At 68.2% G+C, this 17,633-nt stretch carries 14 protein-coding genes; 6 read left to right on the top strand and 8 right to left on the bottom strand.

The features are described from left to right. The first annotated feature begins 1 nt into the window (after position 1). Complete coding sequence (locus tag MLE43_RS00425) at positions 2–1,609, top strand: FAD-dependent oxidoreductase (protein ID WP_243300651.1); 1,608 nt, start codon at positions 2–4, stop codon at positions 1,607–1,609. Here the strand turns inward: MLE43_RS00425 and MLE43_RS00420 are convergent. Then, positions 1,580–2,110: a histidine phosphatase family protein gene (locus MLE43_RS00420; protein ID WP_243300650.1), complete on the bottom strand. Its 531-nt coding sequence runs from the start codon at positions 2,108–2,110 to the stop codon at positions 1,580–1,582. The two genes, MLE43_RS00425 and MLE43_RS00420, sit on opposite strands and share 30 nt — an antisense overlap. Before the next feature lie 289 nt (positions 2,111–2,399). Between MLE43_RS00420 and MLE43_RS00415 the strand changes: the two genes are divergently transcribed. From MLE43_RS00415 to dsrP, 4 genes are all read left to right on the top strand, one after another. Continuing rightward, positions 2,400–4,199: a DUF2339 domain-containing protein gene (locus MLE43_RS00415; protein WP_243300649.1), complete on the top strand. Its 1,800-nt coding sequence runs from the start codon at positions 2,400–2,402 to the stop codon at positions 4,197–4,199. 77 nt (positions 4,200–4,276) lie between these two features. Then, entirely contained in the window at positions 4,277–4,849 is a 573-nt protein-coding gene (locus MLE43_RS00410; protein WP_243300648.1) for a cytochrome c3 family protein, read from the top strand. Further along, a complete protein-coding gene (locus MLE43_RS00405) occupies positions 4,846–5,778 on the top strand; it encodes a 4Fe-4S dicluster domain-containing protein (RefSeq protein WP_243300647.1) in 933 nt (310 codons plus the stop codon). The genes MLE43_RS00410 and MLE43_RS00405 overlap by 4 nt, the downstream gene beginning before the upstream one ends. A 4-nt stretch (positions 5,779–5,782) precedes the next feature. After that, on the top strand, positions 5,783–7,036 hold the full coding sequence (dsrP, locus tag MLE43_RS00400; protein WP_243300646.1) for a sulfate reduction electron transfer complex DsrMKJOP subunit DsrP: 1,254 nt from the start codon (positions 5,783–5,785) through the stop codon (positions 7,034–7,036). Here dsrP and MLE43_RS00395 read toward each other — a convergent pair. The 6 genes from MLE43_RS00395 to MLE43_RS00370 all read right to left on the bottom strand — a co-directional run bounded on the left by MLE43_RS00395 (position 7,033) and on the right by MLE43_RS00370 (position 15,168). Next, complete coding sequence (locus tag MLE43_RS00395) at positions 7,033–8,115, bottom strand: HD domain-containing phosphohydrolase (protein ID WP_243300645.1); 1,083 nt, start codon at positions 8,113–8,115, stop codon at positions 7,033–7,035. The genes dsrP and MLE43_RS00395 overlap by 4 nt on opposite strands. Positions 8,116–8,241: 126 nt before the next feature. Next, positions 8,242–8,688: a hypothetical protein gene (locus MLE43_RS00390; RefSeq protein ID WP_243300644.1), complete on the bottom strand. Its 447-nt coding sequence runs from the start codon at positions 8,686–8,688 to the stop codon at positions 8,242–8,244. Beyond that, positions 8,688–10,217, bottom strand: a complete 1,530-nt coding sequence (guaA, locus tag MLE43_RS00385; RefSeq protein WP_243300643.1) for a glutamine-hydrolyzing GMP synthase — start codon at positions 10,215–10,217, stop codon at positions 8,688–8,690. The genes MLE43_RS00390 and guaA overlap by 1 nt, the downstream gene beginning before the upstream one ends. A 90-nt stretch (positions 10,218–10,307) precedes the next feature. After that, positions 10,308–12,077: a DUF1570 domain-containing protein gene (locus MLE43_RS14740; protein ID WP_275975977.1), complete on the bottom strand. Its 1,770-nt coding sequence runs from the start codon at positions 12,075–12,077 to the stop codon at positions 10,308–10,310. A 107-nt stretch (positions 12,078–12,184) separates the two neighbouring features. Beyond that, positions 12,185–14,257, bottom strand: a complete 2,073-nt coding sequence (glyS, locus tag MLE43_RS00375; protein ID WP_243300642.1) for a glycine--tRNA ligase subunit beta — start codon at positions 14,255–14,257, stop codon at positions 12,185–12,187. Continuing rightward, complete coding sequence (locus MLE43_RS00370; protein ID WP_243300641.1) at positions 14,254–15,168, bottom strand: glycine--tRNA ligase subunit alpha; 915 nt, start codon at positions 15,166–15,168, stop codon at positions 14,254–14,256. The genes glyS and MLE43_RS00370 overlap by 4 nt, the downstream gene beginning before the upstream one ends. Positions 15,169–15,226: 58 nt before the next feature. Here MLE43_RS00370 and MLE43_RS00365 point away from each other — a divergent pair, with 58 nt between their 5' ends. Further along, entirely contained in the window at positions 15,227–15,760 is a 534-nt protein-coding gene (locus tag MLE43_RS00365; protein ID WP_243300640.1) for a GNAT family N-acetyltransferase, read from the top strand. Positions 15,761–15,802: 42 nt separating this feature from the next. On the opposite strand, the gene MLE43_RS00360 is transcribed toward MLE43_RS00365, so the two are convergent. After that, positions 15,803–17,593 (bottom strand): tetratricopeptide repeat protein, encoded by a 1,791-nt coding sequence (locus tag MLE43_RS00360; RefSeq protein ID WP_243300639.1) that lies wholly within the window; start codon positions 17,591–17,593, stop codon positions 15,803–15,805. Positions 17,594–17,633 lie beyond the last annotated feature (40 nt).

Below are 17,633 nucleotides of genomic sequence, written 5' to 3'. Positions count from 1 at the left end.
CATGAAGCGCCGCGACTTCCTCGCCGCGGGTGCCCTCTCTGCGGTCTCCCTGGCCTGCCGCCGGAAGCCGGAGTTCCCCTTTCCCGGCGAGATCATCGGGCCGGACCTGCCACTCGGGCACTGGCTGCGCGGAGGCACCTTCCCCGAGCCGGAGCACTTCGAGCCCGTGTCCGCGCTCGTGATCGGGGGCGGCGCGGCGGGTCTCAGCGCCGCCTGGCGGCTGGCGGGCGGCGGGCTGGACGACTTCCGCGTGCTGGAACTCGAGCGGGAACCCGGCGGCACCTCCCGCTCGGACCGCAACCACGTGAGCGCCTTCCCCTGGGCCGCCCACTACCTGCCCGTGCCGGACCGCGGCAACCACGCCGTCCTGCGCCTGCTGGACGAATGTGGCGTCCTCCACGGCTTCGACGCCAAGGGGGATCCCGTCTTCGCCGAGGAAGCCACCGTGCGCGCGCCCGAGGAACGGATCTTCGCCTTCGGCCAGTGGTGGGAGGGACTCTACCTGCGGGCCGGGGCCAGCCCCGAGGATGAGCGGCAGTATCACGCCTTCTTCCGGGAGGTGGACCAGTGGGCCGCGTTCCGCGACGCCAAAGGCCGTCCCGCCTTCAGCATTCCACGGTCCCGCTGCTCGGATGCACCCGAGGCCGTGGCCCTGGACGGCCTCTCCTTCGCCGCCTGGCTCGACGCGCGCGGGTTCTCCTCCCCCCGCCTGCGCTGGCTGCTGGACTACGCCTGCCGGGATGACTACGGCTCCCGGCTGGACACCACCAGCGCCTGGGCGGGCCTCTTCTACTTCGCGGCCCGCAAGCAGGGACCGGGCGAGGACTCGCGGCCCCTGCTCACCTGGCCCGAAGGCAATGGCTTCCTCATCAACCATCTGCGCCGGGCCTGCGGCGACCGTCTGCGCTGCGGGGTGATGGCCACCGCCATCCACGAGGCCAAGGACGGGCTCATGGTCACGGCCTGGGATGCGGTGAACCAGGTGCGCGTCGGCTGGAAGGCCCAGCGCGTGATCTTCGCAGGCCCGCAACATGTGGCGAAGCATGTCGTCGAAGGCCTGGCCGCGGCGCGGCCGGCGGCGGCCCGCATCCGCAACGCCCCCTGGATGGTGGCCAATCTGACGCTCCGGGCGCGCCCCAAGGAGCCCACCTTCCCCCTGGCCTGGGACAACGTCCTGCGGGACAGCGAGGCCCTGGGCTATGTGGCGGCCACCCACCAGAGCCTGCAGGACTACGGCCCCACCGTGTGGACCTGGTACCGCCCCTTCGCGGGCCCGGACTGCGACCTGGAGCGGACGCGCCTGCGCTCCCTGGACTGGCCCACCTGCGCGCGCATGGTCATGGACGATCTGCGCGTCGCCCACCCGGACCTGGAAGGCCTGGTGGCGCGCCTGGACGTGATGCGCTGGGGGCACGCCATGGTGCGCCCCGCGCCGGGTCTGCTGTGGGATCCCGCCTTTCGGGCCCTCGCCGACCCCTTCGGCCGCATCCACTTCGCCCATACGGAACTCAGCGGCCTCGCCCTCTTCGAGGAGGCCCAGGATCACGGCCTCCGGGCCGCGGAGGAAGTGCTGGCGGCCTCAGGACGCCGTGGCCAGAGCTGGCGCTAGCTGCTGCTTCTGCTCCACCAGGCGGGCCTCCCCCTGGGCGGGGATGGTCACGATCCAGAGCCGGTCGTAGATGTCCAGGGACCAGTAGGGCACGGGCCCCTTCACACCCAGGGCGCGGACGACCTTCTTCATCAGATCGTGGTGCCAGACGACGACGACGGTCCGTCCTCGCTGATTCCGGAGGATCTCCGCGGCCAGGGCGGCGCTGCCCTCCTTCGGCCGCACGAGGGGAACCAGGCCGAGCTTCGCAGCGGTGGGGGCCAAGGTCTGCCGGGTGCGCTGCAGCTCCGAGGTGTACAGCGCGGTGGGGTGGAAGCCCGCCAGCAGCGGCACCAGGGCGTCGGCTCTGCGCCGGCCGGCTTCAGCCAGAGGCGAGTCTCCGTCGAAGATCGACTGGCGCTCGGCGTGCCTCAGCAGGACCACCGTCGTGTCCTGGGCGATGAGGCCCGCTGCGGAGAGGAGCAGCCAGGCGAAGAGAAATCCGGATCGAACACCAGTCATGGGGGGCTCCCTTCCCCAGGTTAACGGAGGCCCGGCTCCCCTGTGATGGCGGGCACATGCTCTTCCACCAAGGTGGGAGGTCCCGACACTTGCAGTGATCTGTTTCTTCCCATGTCCTCCGGCAACTGCGCCGGAAAACACGATTAGCCATGTGATAACACCATTCATTGTTTTCTTTATGAACCACTTGGAATGCATTGATCCTGCTTGACGCCCCGCGCGGCCGGGCCAGCATGGGGTCCAACCAACCCCTATTCATATTCGGTCCCACCTCCCCGGAGGAAGGTCGATGTCCACCGCTCAGGTTCCACCCCTGAAGGCCCCGCCAGGCGATCCGCCGGCCGGGGTGGAATCCCGCCTCGCCGCGCTGGCGGAGCTGGTTCACACCCTGGAAGCCAGGGTCCAGGCGCTGGAGGCGGCCCTCCGGGGGGCGCCGACCCTCACCCCGTCCCCCCAGACGCCAGTTCCCGAGAACGGGCCTCGCGGAGAAGACGGCCCCCTCCTCGACCCCGCCCTCCCGAGCCCCACCCGCATCCTGGGCCTCATCGGCCGAGTCTGTCTCATTCTCGGTGGCGCCTACCTCATCCGCACCCTAGTGGATGCGGGAACCCTGCCCCCTGGGGTGGGCGTGGGCTTCGGACTGGCCTACGCCGCCACCTGGGCCTTCCTGGGGGACCGAGCCCGGAGGCCTCTGGATGCCGCGTTCCGGACCCTCGCCTCCCTGCTGATCGCCTACCCGCTCATCGTGGAGTCCTCCACCCGCCTCGGCATCCTGACGCCAGGACTGGCGGCCCTCCTCCTGGTCGGCATCGCCGGGGTGCATGCCGCCGTGGCCTGGCGCCGCGACCTCCAGGCCATCCTCTGGCTGGCCACCTTGGCGGCGCTGGGCTCGGGCTTCATCGTGATGATGGTCCAGCGGGCCATCGAGCCCTTCGCCGCGGCCTTCCTCGCCCTGGGGGCCGGGGCCCTGTGGCTCACCTATGGTCGGCGCTGGCATGGCCTCCGCTGGCCCACCGCCCTGGCGGCAGATCTGGGTGTGCTGATCCTCACCCTCCTCGCGACCTGGCCAGGCGGCCCCCAGGGCATCTACCGTGGGCTGTCGCTGAACCGGGCCCTGTTCCTCGCTCTCGCCCTGGCCGCGATCTACATCGGCAGCTTCGCCGTCAGGATGCTCCAGCGACGCCGGGTGGTGAACGCCTTCGAGGTCATCCAGACGGCCCTGGTCCTGCTGGTGGGATTCGGAGGCGCCGTGCGCGTCTCCCTGGCCACCGGGGCCGGCACGGGCATCCTCGGCGCGGGCATCTCGCTGGCCGGCATCGGCTGCTACGCCGCAGCGTTCCCGTTCGTGGACGACCAGGAGGAGACCCGGGCCAACTTCAACTTCTTCACCTTCCTGGCCCTGGTCTTCCTCCTGCTGGGCGGTCCCTTCGTCCTCCCGCTGCCCGCCTTCGCCACCCTCGCCGGGCTCCTCGGCCTGGTGGCCATGGTGGCGGCGCTCCGCCTGCGCAGGAAGGTGCTGGTCTGGCAGAGTGGCCTGTACCTCACGACCTCCGCCGTGGCCTCCGGGTTGGGTGCCTGGGCCTTCCACGTGTTCATGGACCCCGCCGGACCCACCGCCCCGGTGACCGGGGCGGGGCTGGCCAGCCTGATCGCCCTGTTGGCGACGGTGGCGTACTTCCTGGCCCGCCGGCCGCCGGATCCCGTCACCGTCCTGATGCGGCCGGCGGTGCTGGTGATGGGGGGTCTGGCGGTGGCAGGCCTTGGCGCGCTTGCGATCTGGGCCTGCTGCGGCGGTCGAACACCCGACCCTGGCGGCCTGGCCCTGGCCCGCACCCTGGTGCTGTCCGCCCTCGCCATCACCCTGGCCTGGCTGGGGCGCCGGCTGCCCGTTCTGGAACTGCGCTGGATGGTCTATCCCCTCCTGGCCGTCACCACCCTCAAGTTCCTGTTCGAGGACATGACCGTGGGGCGTCCCCTGACCCTCTTCCTGGCCTTCATGGGCTTCGGAGCGACGCTCATCCTCGCGCCGCGCCTCCTGAGAAACCCTGCCACCCCGGGTGTGGACGAAGACAGCGAGGATGCCCCATGACACCGCCGCTCCGGCAGGCCGACCCCCGTCCGATTCCACCGCCGCCCTGCGGCCCAGCTGCACGAAAGGAACCTCTCATGCGCTTCCCGACTCTGTCCACGCTGGCGGCAGGCCTGCTGATCCTCCTGGGACCGGTGGCCTTCGCGGACCCGCCCGCCGCCAAGCCGCACCCTGGAACCACGACGGATGCGTCCGGCGCGCCCGAGGGCATCCAGGTGCCCAAGCCCCCCTTCAGCGAAGGCATCTTCCCCTGCAGCTCCTGCCATGACGGCAAGAGCATGAAGCCCAACCTCAAGCGCCGCGAATTGACCGACATGCACACGGACATCGTCCTGCATCACGGGCCGGCGAGCCGCTGGTGCCTGGACTGCCATGACGCCAACAACCGGGACAGCCTCCACTTGGCCAGCGGCGAGAAGATCCCGTTCACCTCCTCCTACCTGCTGTGCGGGCAGTGCCACGGCGACAAGCTCCGTGACTGGCGGGTGGGCGTGCATGGCAAGCGCACCGGCAGCTGGAACGGGCCCAAGCAGTACCTGCTCTGCGTCAACTGCCACAACCCGCATACCCCGCGGTTCCAGCCTCTGAAGCCGATGCCGCCACCCGCTCCTCCCGAACAGATCCAGACCCGGAAAGGGGGTGCCCGATGACGGACCACAAGCCCGAATGCCCCATTGGGGGCTGTGAGCCTCCCGCCTCGGTCGGCGGCAGCCGTCGGGAATTCCTCGGCGCCGCCACGGCCGCCATGGCCGCCGCCCTCACCGGCTGCGGCACGCTCAGCAAAGAGGAGTTCCTCCAGCACAACTTCAAGGAGCTGTCGAAGGAGGAGGTGCTCTCCGTCATCGATCGCCTGGAGAAGGAATACAAGGCGAAGTACGGCAAGGAGGTGAAGGTCGCCAACACTCCGGCCATTCCCGGCGTGATCTTCGGCTACGCACTGGACCTCAGCCGCTGCATCGGCTGCCGCCGCTGTGTCCATGCCTGCGTGAAGGAGAACAACCAGTCGCGGGAACCCGAAGTCCAGTGGATCCGCGTCCTCCAGATGGACAAGGAGGAGGGCGTCAACCTCCAGCACGCGGACCAGTACTACAACCCCGAGGAGGTGCCCCAGGAGGGTCACTTCTACATGCCGGTCCAGTGCCAGCAGTGCAAGAAGCCGCCCTGCACCAAGGTCTGCCCCGTGGGCGCCACCTGGCGCGAGAAGGACGGCATCGTGGTCGTGGACTATAACTGGTGCATCGGGTGCCGCTACTGCATGGCCGCCTGCCCCTACGGCGCGCGCCACTTCAACTGGGGCGAACCGCATCTGCCCGCAGACCAGGTGAATCCCAACACCCACTACCTCGGCAACCGGCCGCGGCCCAAGGGCGTGGTGGAGAAGTGCACCTTCTGCATCCAGCGCACCCGCAACGGCCAGTACCCGGCCTGCGTGGAGATCTGCCCCACGGGCTCCCGCAAGTTCGGGAACCTCCTCGACAAGGACAGCGAGATCCGCTACGTCCTCGAGAACAAGCGCGTCTTCAAGTTCAAGGAAGACCTGAACACCCAACCCAACTTCTTCTACTTCTACGGGGTGTGAGGCCATGTTCACGCTTAGAAACTTTTCGGGATTCTTCTCCGACACCCTCCGCCTGGTCACCAAGGGCGGCCGCCTCTACTACGCCTGGGTCGGCTTCCTCCTGCTCCTCATCGCCATCGGAGCCGGAGCCTACATCGGCCAGTTGAAGGATGGCCTCATCGTCACGAAGATGCGGGACCAGGTCTCCTGGGGCTTCTACATCGGCAACTTCACCTTCCTCGTCGGCGTGGCCGCCGCGGCCATCATGCTGGTCATCCCGGCCTACATCTACGACTGGGAGCCCATCAAGGAGATCACCATCCTGGGCGAGATGCTGGCCATCAGCGCCCTCGTCATGTGCCTGGGCTTCGTCATGGTGGACATCGGCCGCCCCGACCGCTTCTGGCACATCATCCCGCTCGTGGGCCGCCTGAACTGGCCCCAGTCCATGCTGGCCTGGGACGTGATCGTGCTGAACCTGTACCTGCTGCTGAACTGGTTCGTCGTCACCTACCTGCTCTTCTGCGCCTACACGGAACGGCACTACGTGAAGAAGCTGGTGCTGCCCCTGGTGCTGCTCTCCATCCCCATGGCCGTGAGCATCCACACCGTCACCGCCTACCTCTACAACGGCCTGGCCGCCCGGCCCTTCTGGAACTCCGCCATCCTCGCGCCGCGGTTCCTGGCCTCGGCCTTCTGCTCGGGCCCCGCCATCCTGCTCATCCTGCTCCAGGTGCTGCGGAAGACCACCCGCCTCAGCATCAAGGACGAAGCCATCTTCAAGGTGGCCGAGCTGATGGCCTACACCATGGGGTTCAACCTCTTCCTCACCGCGGCGGAGGCCTTCAAGGAGCTCTACTCCGGCACCGAGCACATGGTGTATTTCCAGTACCTGCTGTTCGGGCTCAAGGGCCACACCACGCTGGTGCCCTACGCCTGGGCCTCCATCCTCTGCGGCCTGGCGGCCTTCATCCTCTTCCTCGTGCCGCGCACCCGCACCAACTGGGTGACGCTGAACATCGGCTGCGTACTGATCTATGCCAGCGTCTACATCGAGAAGGGCATGGGCCTCATCATCCCGGGCCTCACGCCCGACGTGCTGGGGGACATCTACGTCTACCGCCCCTCCTTCACCGAGATCGCCGTGGCCGCGGGCATCTTCGCCATCGGCTTCCTGGTCTTCACCCTCATGCTGAAGGCCGCCGTCCCCATGATGCTGGGTGAGTTCACCATCACCAAGGGGCGAACCTCGGCGGAGGCCCCGCCGCAGCAGATCTAGATTCCAGGATCCTCGTCGCGTTCCTCATCAGGGTTCGCGGCGAGGATCGCCGCAAAGCGATCCAGGCTGCCCAGGAAGAGGTCCACCAGGTCGGGATCGAAATGGACACCCCGGCCCTTCTTGATGAGTTCCACCACCTGGTCCTCTGGCCACGAATCCTTGTAGTGGCGACGGCTGCTGGCCGCGTCGAAGACATCCACCAGCGTGGTGATGCGGGCCTCGATGGGAATGGCCACGCCCTTGAGGCCCTTCGGGTAGCCCGAGCCATCCCACTTCTCGTGGTGCCCGAAGGCGATGCGCGCCCCCATCTGGATGAAGGGGACCTTCGAGCCCTTGAGGATGGTGGCGCCCATGGAGGTGTGCCGCTTCATGGTCACCCATTCCTCTTCCGTGAGGGCGCCGGGCTTCTGGAGGATGGCATCCGGAACCCCGACCTTCCCGATGTCGTGCATCGGCGCAGCGGCTCGGATGGTCTCGATGGCATCCTCGTCCCAGCCCAGCAGCCGCCCCATCTCCGCCGCGTAGAGGCCAATGCGGCGGACATGCGTGCCGGTCTCGTGGTCCCTGTGCTCGCTGGCAGAGATGAGCCGGAGGGCGACCTCCTCCCGGGAGGAGCGGATCTGCTCGGTCTGCTCGCGAACCTTCCGGGCGAGCTGGGCCTCCCGGTCCCGGAAGGCGATCTCCAGCATGCGCCGCCGCAGAGCGGCGTTCACCTGCACCAGGATCTCCCGGGGCTGGAAGGGCTTCAGGACGTAGCCGAAGGCACCCTGCTGAAGGCACTCGATGGCGGTCTCCGCCGCCTCCGTGGAGCTCACCATCACCACAGAGATGTCGGGGATGCGAGGCTGCAGGGCCTTCACCAGGTCGAGCCCCGAGGCCCCCGGCATCTGGATGTCGCTGAGCACCAGGTCCGAAGGCTCCGCATCCAGCGCCTTGAGGGCCCCGGGCACATCCTCCGCCACCCGGCAGCGGTAGCCGGCCTTCGTGAGGATCCGCTCGAGGGAAAGACGGATGATGGGCAGGTCATCCACGATCAGGATGCTGACCTGCTGCGGCACCACCTGGATTTCCTCGCCCATGGACCTTTCCTGGATCGATGTTCAACGGAACGCTGGTCGGATGATTGTCGCAGTCGATCATCGCATGAGCGGAAAAAACCATGAAGTTTCCTTGCGGAACCCCCGTCGGGCCACCGCTGCGGAAACCTACCGGGCCCACTCCAGCGAATCGCGCTTCGCGGCGTAGTGCGCCCCGAGATCCAGGGCGAGGGCCCGCTCGCAGAGCTCCAGCGCCGCGTGGAAGTCCCCCAGCTCACTCTGGGCCTGAATGCCCCGCTCAAAGCAGGTCAGGCCCCCCAGCATCCGCCGGTACTCATGGGGGAAGGCGGCCTCCAGGTCCCCCAGGTAGCCGAGGGCCGAGGCCACGGAAGCGGCGCATTCCTCCCACAGCCCGCACTGGGCCTGGGCTTCCGCCATCAGGTCGTAGGCCGCCGCCTTCACCGCGTTCGGCAGGCTGGCCTGCCCCTCGAAGGTGCGGCGCAGGTACTTCAGGGCGGCTTCCGGCCCGCTGAAAGCCGCCTCGCGGTGCCCCGCCAGCAGGTCCTCCAGCACATCCTTCACCGACTTGCGGACGGGTTCCTGTCGCTTCGCCACTACTCGTACTCGATCGTGGCGGGCGGTTTCGAGGTGATGTCGTAGACCACGCGGTTGATCCCCTTCACCTCGCGGACGATGCGCTGGGCGATCCGGTCCATCAGCTCGTGGGGGAGCCGGGCCCAGTCCGCGGTCATGAAGTCCTCGCTGGTGACGGCCCGCAGGGCGCACATCCACTCGAAGGTGCGCTCATCGCCCATGATGCCCACGGTCTGCACCGGCAGCAGCACCGCGAAGGCCTGGCTGGTGCGGCCGTACCAGCCGCTCTCCCGCAGCTCCTGGAGGAAGATCGCATCGGCGTTCTGCAGGATGGTCGCCCGCTCCCGGGTGATGGCGCCAGGGAGGCGCACCGCCAAGCCGGGGCCCGGAAAGGGGTGCCGCTGGTTCATCTCCTCGGGGAGGCCCAGGGCCAGGCCGGTGGCGCGGACTTCATCCTTGAACAGCTCGCGCAGGGGCTCCACCAGCTTGAGTTTCATGCGCTCCGGCAGGCCGCCCACGTTGTGGTGGGACTTCACCAGGATGGCGCCGCCGATGCCGCTGGATTCGATCACATCCGGGTAGGTGGTGCCCTGGCCCAGGAAGTCGGCCTTCACCTTGCCGGCTTCGCGCTCGAAGACCTCGATGAACTTCCCGCCGATGATCTTCCGCTTCTGCTCGGGATCGGTCACGCCGGCCAAGGCCCCCAGGAACTCGTCCGAGGCGTCCACCCAGATGACATTGAGCTCGAAGGGCTCGAAGTAGGCCTGCACCTGCTTCATCTCATCCTTGCGCATGAGGCCATGGTCCACGAACACGCAGGTGAGCTGCTTGCCGATGGCCTTGTGCAGGAGCAGGGCCGCCACGCTGGAATCCACGCCGCCGCTGAGCCCCAGCACCACCGTGCCCTGCCCCACCTGCCCCCGGATGACCTTCACCTTCTCTTCGATGAAATTGCCGGCATTCCAGTCCAGGGCCATGCCGCAGTGCTTGAGGAAGTTCAGCAGCAGGGGCGTGCCCTGGGTGCTGTGGGTGACTTCCGGGTGGAACTGGAGGCAGTAGATCCCCCGCTTGGGGTCCTCCATCGCCGCCACGGGCACGCTGGGGGTCTTCGCAGTGACCGTGAAGCCCGCCGGGGCCACCTCCACATGGTCGCCGTGGCTCATCCACACCTGCTGGGCGTGGGGCAGGCCTTCGAAGAGCATGGACGCCTCGGGCATGGCCTGGATCTCCGCCTTGCCGTACTCCCGGCTGGCGGAGCGATGGAGCTGGCCGCCCAGGTTCCGGGCCAGCAGCTGCTGGCCGTAGCAGATGCCGAGGATGGGCACGCCGAGGCCCAGGATGGCCGGATCCAGATCCGGCGCCCCGGGTTCCAGCACCGAGTTGGGCCCGCCGGACAGGATCACGCCCTTGAGGTCGGCCCCCGCGATCTCCTGCGCCGTGGTGCCGGAGTTGTAGACCAGGCCGAAGGCACCCAGTTCCCGCAGCCGCCGGGTGATGAGCCGGGTGTACTGGCTGCCGTAGTCGATGATCGCGATGCGTTCGTGGTGCATGGAGCCTCAGGCGGAGGCCGCCCAGGGGTCCTGGGGGCTCTCTCCAGTGTGCCCCATCCAGCCGCTCCGGGACACCCGGATGGCCCCTGACTACCGGCCTCCCGCAGCGCCCCTGAGGATGTCCAGCAGGTTCTGGAGGGCCTTCCGGTCATAGGCGTAGCGGGCCTTGGCTTTGGCCGCCTCCACCTTCCGGATGGCCTCGTCGATCCGGTCCTGCCCGACCAGCTGAACGACCTCCGTCCCCAGGCCGGCCAGGTACGAAGGCAGGCTGAATTTCGGGAGCCTGACCGCAGCCGCCGGTCGCGGAAGCGGCGGTTCCTCCGCAGGGGACGGCGTGGACGCGGCCTGGGCCAGAGCCTGCCTCCCCTCCAGGAACCGGGCCAGCAGCCCGGCGTAAGACTCGGCCAGATTCCGTTCCATCGGGTTGGCGGCCAGCTGGTTCAGCTGGTTCCCCATCACCTTGGCTTCGGCCTCCAGGCCGAGGTTCATGCAGGCGATCCCCAGGTTGGCCCGGTGGGACAGATCCTGGGGCTCCAGTTCCACCGCGAGCCGCCCTTCCTTCAGCGCCCGCTGGGGATCTCTGGGCGCGGTGGCGTACTGCTGGCACAGGGCCATATGGACGGCGGGGAAATCGGGACACAGGCGGCACGCCGACTCCAGCAATTCCAGAATCCGGCTGGAATCAACCCGGTCCGCGCCGCCCCGCATCTCCCCCTGCAGACTGATGGCCAGTTCGTAGGGCGCCCGGAAATCATCGCTTCCGAGGTGCATGGCGGTTTCAAAGGACTGTCGGGCCGGGTGGATCTCCCCCCGGCCAGCCTGGGCGAGCCCGATCGCCACATGGACCCCGGGGTTCTGGGGCTCCAGGGCGAGGACCTGCGCCAGGAGCGGCTGCGCCTCCTTCTCCTGCCGGGAATGCTGCAGGAACTCGGCGCGAACCAGCAGCGACTCGGCTTCCCTCATGGGGCGCGTCCGGAAGTCCTTGTCCGTCAGCTTCACATCCAGGGGCAGGTTCCAGTAGCCGTAGGCATCCTTCCTCGAGTAGAGGCTCAGGTTCGCCTGGAGTTTCTCGAGGTCCCCGAACCCCTGCCGCGCGGCGTCCAGGGCCTCCCGGCCCGGGGTGAGGGCCTGCAGGTAGGCTTTGAAGAGGCCGGCCTTCTGGGCGGCCGCATCCATGAACAGGTAATGGACGAGCGCCCAGCTCTGGGCATAGAAGATCCCGGTCTTCTCGCCTTCCCGGTAATGGGGCGAGTCATGGGTCACCCGGAACAGCGTCTCCAGGGGAAGATGGACATGGGTGCGCATCTGCCCCAGGCGGCCCACGGGCACGCGCCCCAGGTAGACGCGTTCCGAGTGGATCTCGGTGGCCCCGTAGAAGTCCGCGAGCCCCTCATCCAGCCAGGTGGGCAGGGCCGGGAAGTTCTGGTGGACGATGCTGTGCGTGTACTCGTGGAACAGGACGAAATAGGGCTGGTCCATCTGGTGGTCGACATCCAGCCGGAGAACCGCATAGTTCCGTTCCCGGCCCGGGAAGAACACCCCCGCGGACCGTTTGGGATCCTTGCCTTCGAATTCCTTCGGCAGGAACCGCTTCATGGAGGCCTCGTCCTCCAGGACCAGGACCACCAGGGGCTTGGGGGCGTCCACCCGGATGCCCGGGAAGATCGTCCCGAAGACGCTGCGGATGGCCTCGAAGCCCTTCAGGGCCTTCCGCGCCTCCCTCTCGCCGGCATCGGAATAGGCGAGGAAGTGGGGCGACTTCACCTCCACCCAGGTCTCCTTGCGGGCCGCCTCCAGCCTGGCCCCGATGGCCAGCACGGGAAGAAGCAACGCGATGCGGATCAGGTTGGTCGGCTGCATGGGCCCTCCGCCCATCCGTGGAGATCGGCCTGATCTGTGAATGGGCTGATGGTCTCGATTCTAGCCAGGGACCCTGAGGATCGCATCAGGCCCGGCAGGGCCCCGGCCTATTGCCAGAGGCTGAAGTCCGCCACGCGCAGGAAGGCCTGGCGGAGCCGGTGCAGGAGGCTGAGCCGCGCGGCCCGGAGCGCCGGATCGTCGCACTTCACCATGACGGCGTTGAAGAAGGCTTCGAGGGGTTCCGCCAACTCGGCCAAGGCACCGAGCAGGGCCTTCTGGTCTGCGGTGGCTTCCAGCCGGCCGAGATGCTCCGCCAGCACCTTCTCTTCACCCTGCGTCAGCAAGGCACTGTCGAAGTCGCCGCTGGCGAGTTCGTCCTTCAGGATGTTCCCGATGCGCTTGGCGCTCTGGGCCAGGGAGGCGAAGCGGACATCCTCGGCGAAGGCGGAGAGGGCCTCGCAGCGGGCCTTGAGGTCCGCCAGGTCCTCCCAGCCGGCGGCCAGGGCGGAACGGCGGACCGAGCCGGCATACCCGGCCTGCTCCAGCTGGTAGGCCACGCGATCCTTAAAGAAGGTCAGCAGGGCTTCGGTGGTTTCGGGGGCCGGCTTCGTGGCCCGGGTCCCCACGACCCGGAGGCCGGCGGCGATGAGGTCCGCGGGCGTGAAGGCCCAGCCGCGCTCCCACAGGATGCGCACGATGCCCTGGCCCGCGCGGCGCAGCGCGAGGGGATCCTTGGAGCCGCTGGGGATGAGGCCCACGGCGAAGCAGCCCGCCACGGTGTCGAGCTTGTCGCAGAGCGACAGGAGGCAGCCCATGGGCGTCGATGGGACGGCATCGTCGGCGCCGATGGGCCGGTAGTGCTCCTTCACGGCCATCCAGACTTCCTCGTGGGCGCCTTCGTGCTTGAGATACTCGCCGCCCATGACCCCCTGCAGCTCGGGGAACTCGCCCACCATCAGCGTGCGCAGGTCGCACTTGGCCATGCGGGCCGCCTCGAGGGCGCGGTCGATGTGCTCATCGTCCTTGGACAGCTTCGTGGCAAGGGCCTTGGTGAGGGCCACCACCCGCCCCGTCTTGTCGTGATAGCTCCCCAGCTCCCGCTGGAAGGTAAGGGCCTTGAGCTTCTCCAGCCGGTCGGACAGGGGGTGCTTCCGGTCCTCCGCGAAGAAGAACCGGGCGTCGTAGAGCCGCGCCTTGAGCACCCACTCGTTGCCAGCCTTCACGAACCCGGCGGGATCATCCGTACGGTTCGCGGCGGTGAGGAAGTGGGGCAGCAGCGCGCCGCCCGGCCCCTCGATGCAGAAGCTCTTCTGGTGCTCCCGGAGGCTGGTGACCAGCACCTCCTTGGGCAGTTCCAGGAAGTCCACCGGGAAGTCACCCCGAACGATCTTGGGGAACTCCACGATCTCAGCCAGGGTGTCCAGCAGCTCCGCATCGGCGACGACGCGGCCCTTCGCCTCGGCGGCGAGCGTTTCCAGCTGCTGGGCGATGCGCGTCCGGCGGGCCTCCACGCTGACCACGACGCCAGCGGTTTCCAGCGCTGACTCGTAGGACTCCGGCGTGGGGATCCTCACCGGCCCGGGATGCTGGCGATGGTACAGGCGGTGGCCCCAGGTGCTGTCCGTGGCGGCGACGCCGTCCACCGTGATGGGCACGACCTGATCGCCGAAGAGGCACAGGATGTTGCGGATGGGGCGCACGAACTCGAACTCCGAGCTCCCCCAGCGCATGGCCTTGGGCACGTGCAATCCGGCGATGAGCCCGGGCAGGGCCTCGGCCAGGAGATCCACCGTGGGGCGGCCCTGCTTCGTGATCGTCACCACCGCGCAGGGTTCCTTCTTGCCCGCCGGCTGCTCGAAGCGCACGGCGCTGAAGGCCACGCCCCACTTTTCCGCGAACTTCAGGCCCTGGATGGTGGGCTGGCCGTCCTCGCCCACGCACATGCGCTGAGGCGGGCCCACCTGGGTATCGGTCTGGTCGGGCTGGGAGCCCGGCAGGCCGATACCACGCCAGGCCAGCTTCCGCGGGGAATAGAACGATTCAAGGCTGGCGGCGGCCAAGCCCTGCCCCTGGATCCAGGCCGACAAGGCCGTCGAGAACTCGTCCGCCAGCGGCTGCAGGAAGCGCGCCGGGATCTCCTCGCAGTGCAGCTCGAGCAGGAAGGTCTTCGTGGCGCTCACTTCGCACCTCCCTTCCCGGCGGTCTCGGCAGCTGCGGCGGCGCCCTCCTGGTGCTCCAGATATGCCTTGGCGCACCCGCAGGCCAGGTCGCGCACGCGCTTGATGATGCCGGGGCGCTCGGTGGTGCTCACGGCGCCGCGGGCATCCAGCACATTGAAGGTGTGGCTCATCTTGAGCGCCTGCTCGTAGGCGCTGAGGAAGTGCCCCAGGTCGTTCAGGAGGTGCCAGCCCTCCTTCTCGAAGGCATCGAAGAGGTGGCGGTGCAGGTCCAGGTCGGCGTGCTCGAAGCTGTAGGCGCTCAGCTCGAACTCCTCGCGCTGGCGCATCTGGCCGTAGGTCACGGGGAACACGCCGTCGTCGGTCTTCACCTCGCCATGCACGAGGTCGAAGATGTTGTCGTAGCCGCCCAGGAACATGCAGATGCGTTCGATGCCATAGGTCAGCTCGGCGCTCACGGGCCGGCAGTCCAGGCCGCCCACCTGCTGGAAGTAGGTGAACTGGCTGATCTCCATGCCGTCCAGCACCACCTGCCAGCCCACGCCCCAGGCGCCGAGCGAAGGAGACTCCCAGTTGTCCTCCTCGAAGCGGAGGTCGTGCTTCGAGAGGTCGATGCCCAGGGCCTCAAGGCTCTCGATGTACAGATCCTGGACCTTGGCGGGGCTGGGCTTGAGGATCACCTGGAACTGGAGGTGCTTGTAGACGCGGAAGGGGTTCTCGCCGTAGCGGCCATCCGCCGGGCGGCGCGAAGGCTCCACATAGGCCACGTTCCAGGGGCGGCTCCCCAGGGCGCCGAAGAAGGTCAGCGGGTTCATGGTCCCCGCGCCCTTTTCCAGATCGTAGGGCTGGCCGATGAGGCAGCCCCGGTCGGCCCAGAACCGCTGCAGGCGGAGGATCAGTTCCTGGATATGCATGGGGACTCGCCAAAACGAGTATTCTAGCGGGTTCTCGGCCGCTTGATAAGCTGGCGGGATGCGGATCCGGCCTGCCCTCCCACCCGATGCCCCGGCCCTGGCGGCCCTGGGCGAGCGACTCTGGCGCAGCACCTACGCGGGCCTGATCCCCGAAGTGAACCTGAACCTGCACCTCGCCAAGACGTTCGGGCTCCGCCAACAGGCCGCCGAGCTGGCCGACCCGGCCTGTCTCATGCTGGTGCTGGAGAAGGATGGCGACCTCATGGGCTACGCCCTGCTCCGCGCCGGTGGCCCGGAGCAGGGGACCGGCTCTTTCCACTTCGTCAGACCGCTCGAAGTCGCCAGGTTCTACGTGGATGGCTCCCTCCACGGCCGGGGTGCGGCCCAGGCGCTGATGGCCGCGGCCCTGGCTCACGCCCGGGCAGCAGGCCACGACGGGGTCTGGCTTCAGGTCTGGGAGCAGAACCCCCGGGCCATCCGGTTCTACGCCAAGGCCGGCTTCACCGATGCCGGCGAGGCCACCTTCCGCGTGGGCGAACAGGTGGACCGCGACCGGATGCTGGTGCAGGCCCTCCCGACCCGCGATCGGTAACAGCGACATCGTCCAGCCCGCGCCGCCCGGCACGGGAGCCGGTCACTCCTCGTCGGGCTCGGGCTCGGGCGGCGGTGGCATCGTCAGGCGCAGGTAGGCCGCCCGGGCCTCGGCATGGCCCTTGTCCATGGCCTTCCGGTACCAGGCGAGGGCCTGATCGATGTCGCGGGGGCCGCCGACTCCGCGCTCCGCATACTCGCCGAGCTTCTGCATGCACCCGGCATGTCCAAGGGTCGCCCCCTCCGCAAAGGCGTGCTTCGCCTTGGCGGGATCCCGGAGGTTCGTCTCTTCCCCCGATTCGTAGATCAGCCCGGCGTTCCACCAGCTGCTGGTGCTCCCCTTGGCGCCCGCCTTGAGATACCAGCCGAGGGCGAGTTCCGGGCTCTTGGGAACGATCAGCCCATGCTCATGGAACCAGCCGAGCTGGTTCATGGAGGCGCCACTGCCCTGGTCCGCAGCCACCTGGTAGCACCGGATGGCCTCCGTCAGATTCACGGGCACGCCCTCGCCAAATTCATAGGCCCAGCCGACTTGGTGCAGGGCCGTGGTGTCCCCCAGATCCGCCGCCTTGCGGAAGAACGCCAGCGACTTGGAGAGATCCCTCTCGATGCCGTCATTCGATTTGTAGCAGAACCCCAGCTGCAGCCAGGCCTGCGACCACCCCCGCTCGCCGGCCTGGTGGTAGTAGCTCACGGCTCTGGGAACATCCTTCTCCACGCCCCATCCGTTCTGGGAAAACCATCCGAGCAGGTAGATGGCGGACGGGGAACCCTTCTCGGCGCCCTGCCTCAACCAGGCCACGGCCCGCTTGTCGTCCTGGGTCACCCCCTCGCCTTTGTGGTAGAGCCAGGCGAGGTTGGAGAAGGCGGGCGGAAACTCGCGCTCGGCGGCTCTCCCGTACCACAGGACGGCCTCGGCCGGATCCACCGGACCGCCCAGCCCCCGCTGGCGGCAGTTCCCCAGAAGATACATGGCCGCGGCGGAGCCCATGCCCGCTGCCTGGCGATAGAGGCCCACCGCGCGTCTGGGATCCTTGGGCACGCCCGTGCCGTTCATCAGCATGCCCGCCAGCTCCACGAGCGCATGGGGGTCACCGAGGGCATCCGCTTGGGTCAGCCAGCCCAGGGCCGCTTGCGGATCTCTGGATACTCCGATGCCATCGAGGCAGAGATGCCCCATGTACCTCGGGGCGTCCGAGTAACCCGCCGCGGCGGCCTGCTGCCCGTACCGGAAGGCGGCGTTCGCGTCCTTCGGGAATCCCAGGCCCCGCTCGTGCATCCACGCCAGGGTCATCGGATAGAACCGGGCCACGGGCTGCTCGGCGGCCTTGGCAAACCAGGCCTCCGCCTCCCTGGGATTCCAGTCCACCCCCAGACCGAAAGAATGGCACTGCCCCAGTTCCGCCATGGCATCAGGGCACCCTTTCAACGCTGCGGCCCGAAGCAGGGTGGCGTACTGCGTGTGGTTCACCGGCACGCCGAAGCCGTTCTGGTACAGCTCCGCCAGATGGTAGAGCCCCCGGGCGTTGCCTTTCCCCGCGCTGGCCTTGAGCCACTTCAGAGCCTCGGCCGGATCTTTCGGGATGCCTTCTCCCCGGAAGTGCATCCGCCCCAGATGGGCCATGGCCTCCGCATCTCCGGCTTCGGCGGCCCTCCGATAGCAGGCCGCGGCCTGGATCCGGTCCCTGGGGGCCTCCTTCGAACCCGACCAGAACCGGTGCCCCTGCAGCAGCCAGCTCCCCTCCTGTCCAGGCTCTTCGGGGGTCTGGGCCCACGAGACTGCCGCGGGCAGGGCCAGCCAGAGGAGCAGGGTGAGGGGGATCGCGGAGCGCATGGGGATCGTTTGACAGTGTGCAAAAGCCGATGGGGCCTTG

Source organism: Geothrix oryzisoli, assembly GCF_022808865.1.
Taxonomy (GTDB): Bacteria; Acidobacteriota; Holophagae; order Holophagales; family Holophagaceae; genus Geothrix; species Geothrix oryzisoli.
This window is presented reverse-complemented; position numbering and strand designations above follow the sequence as displayed.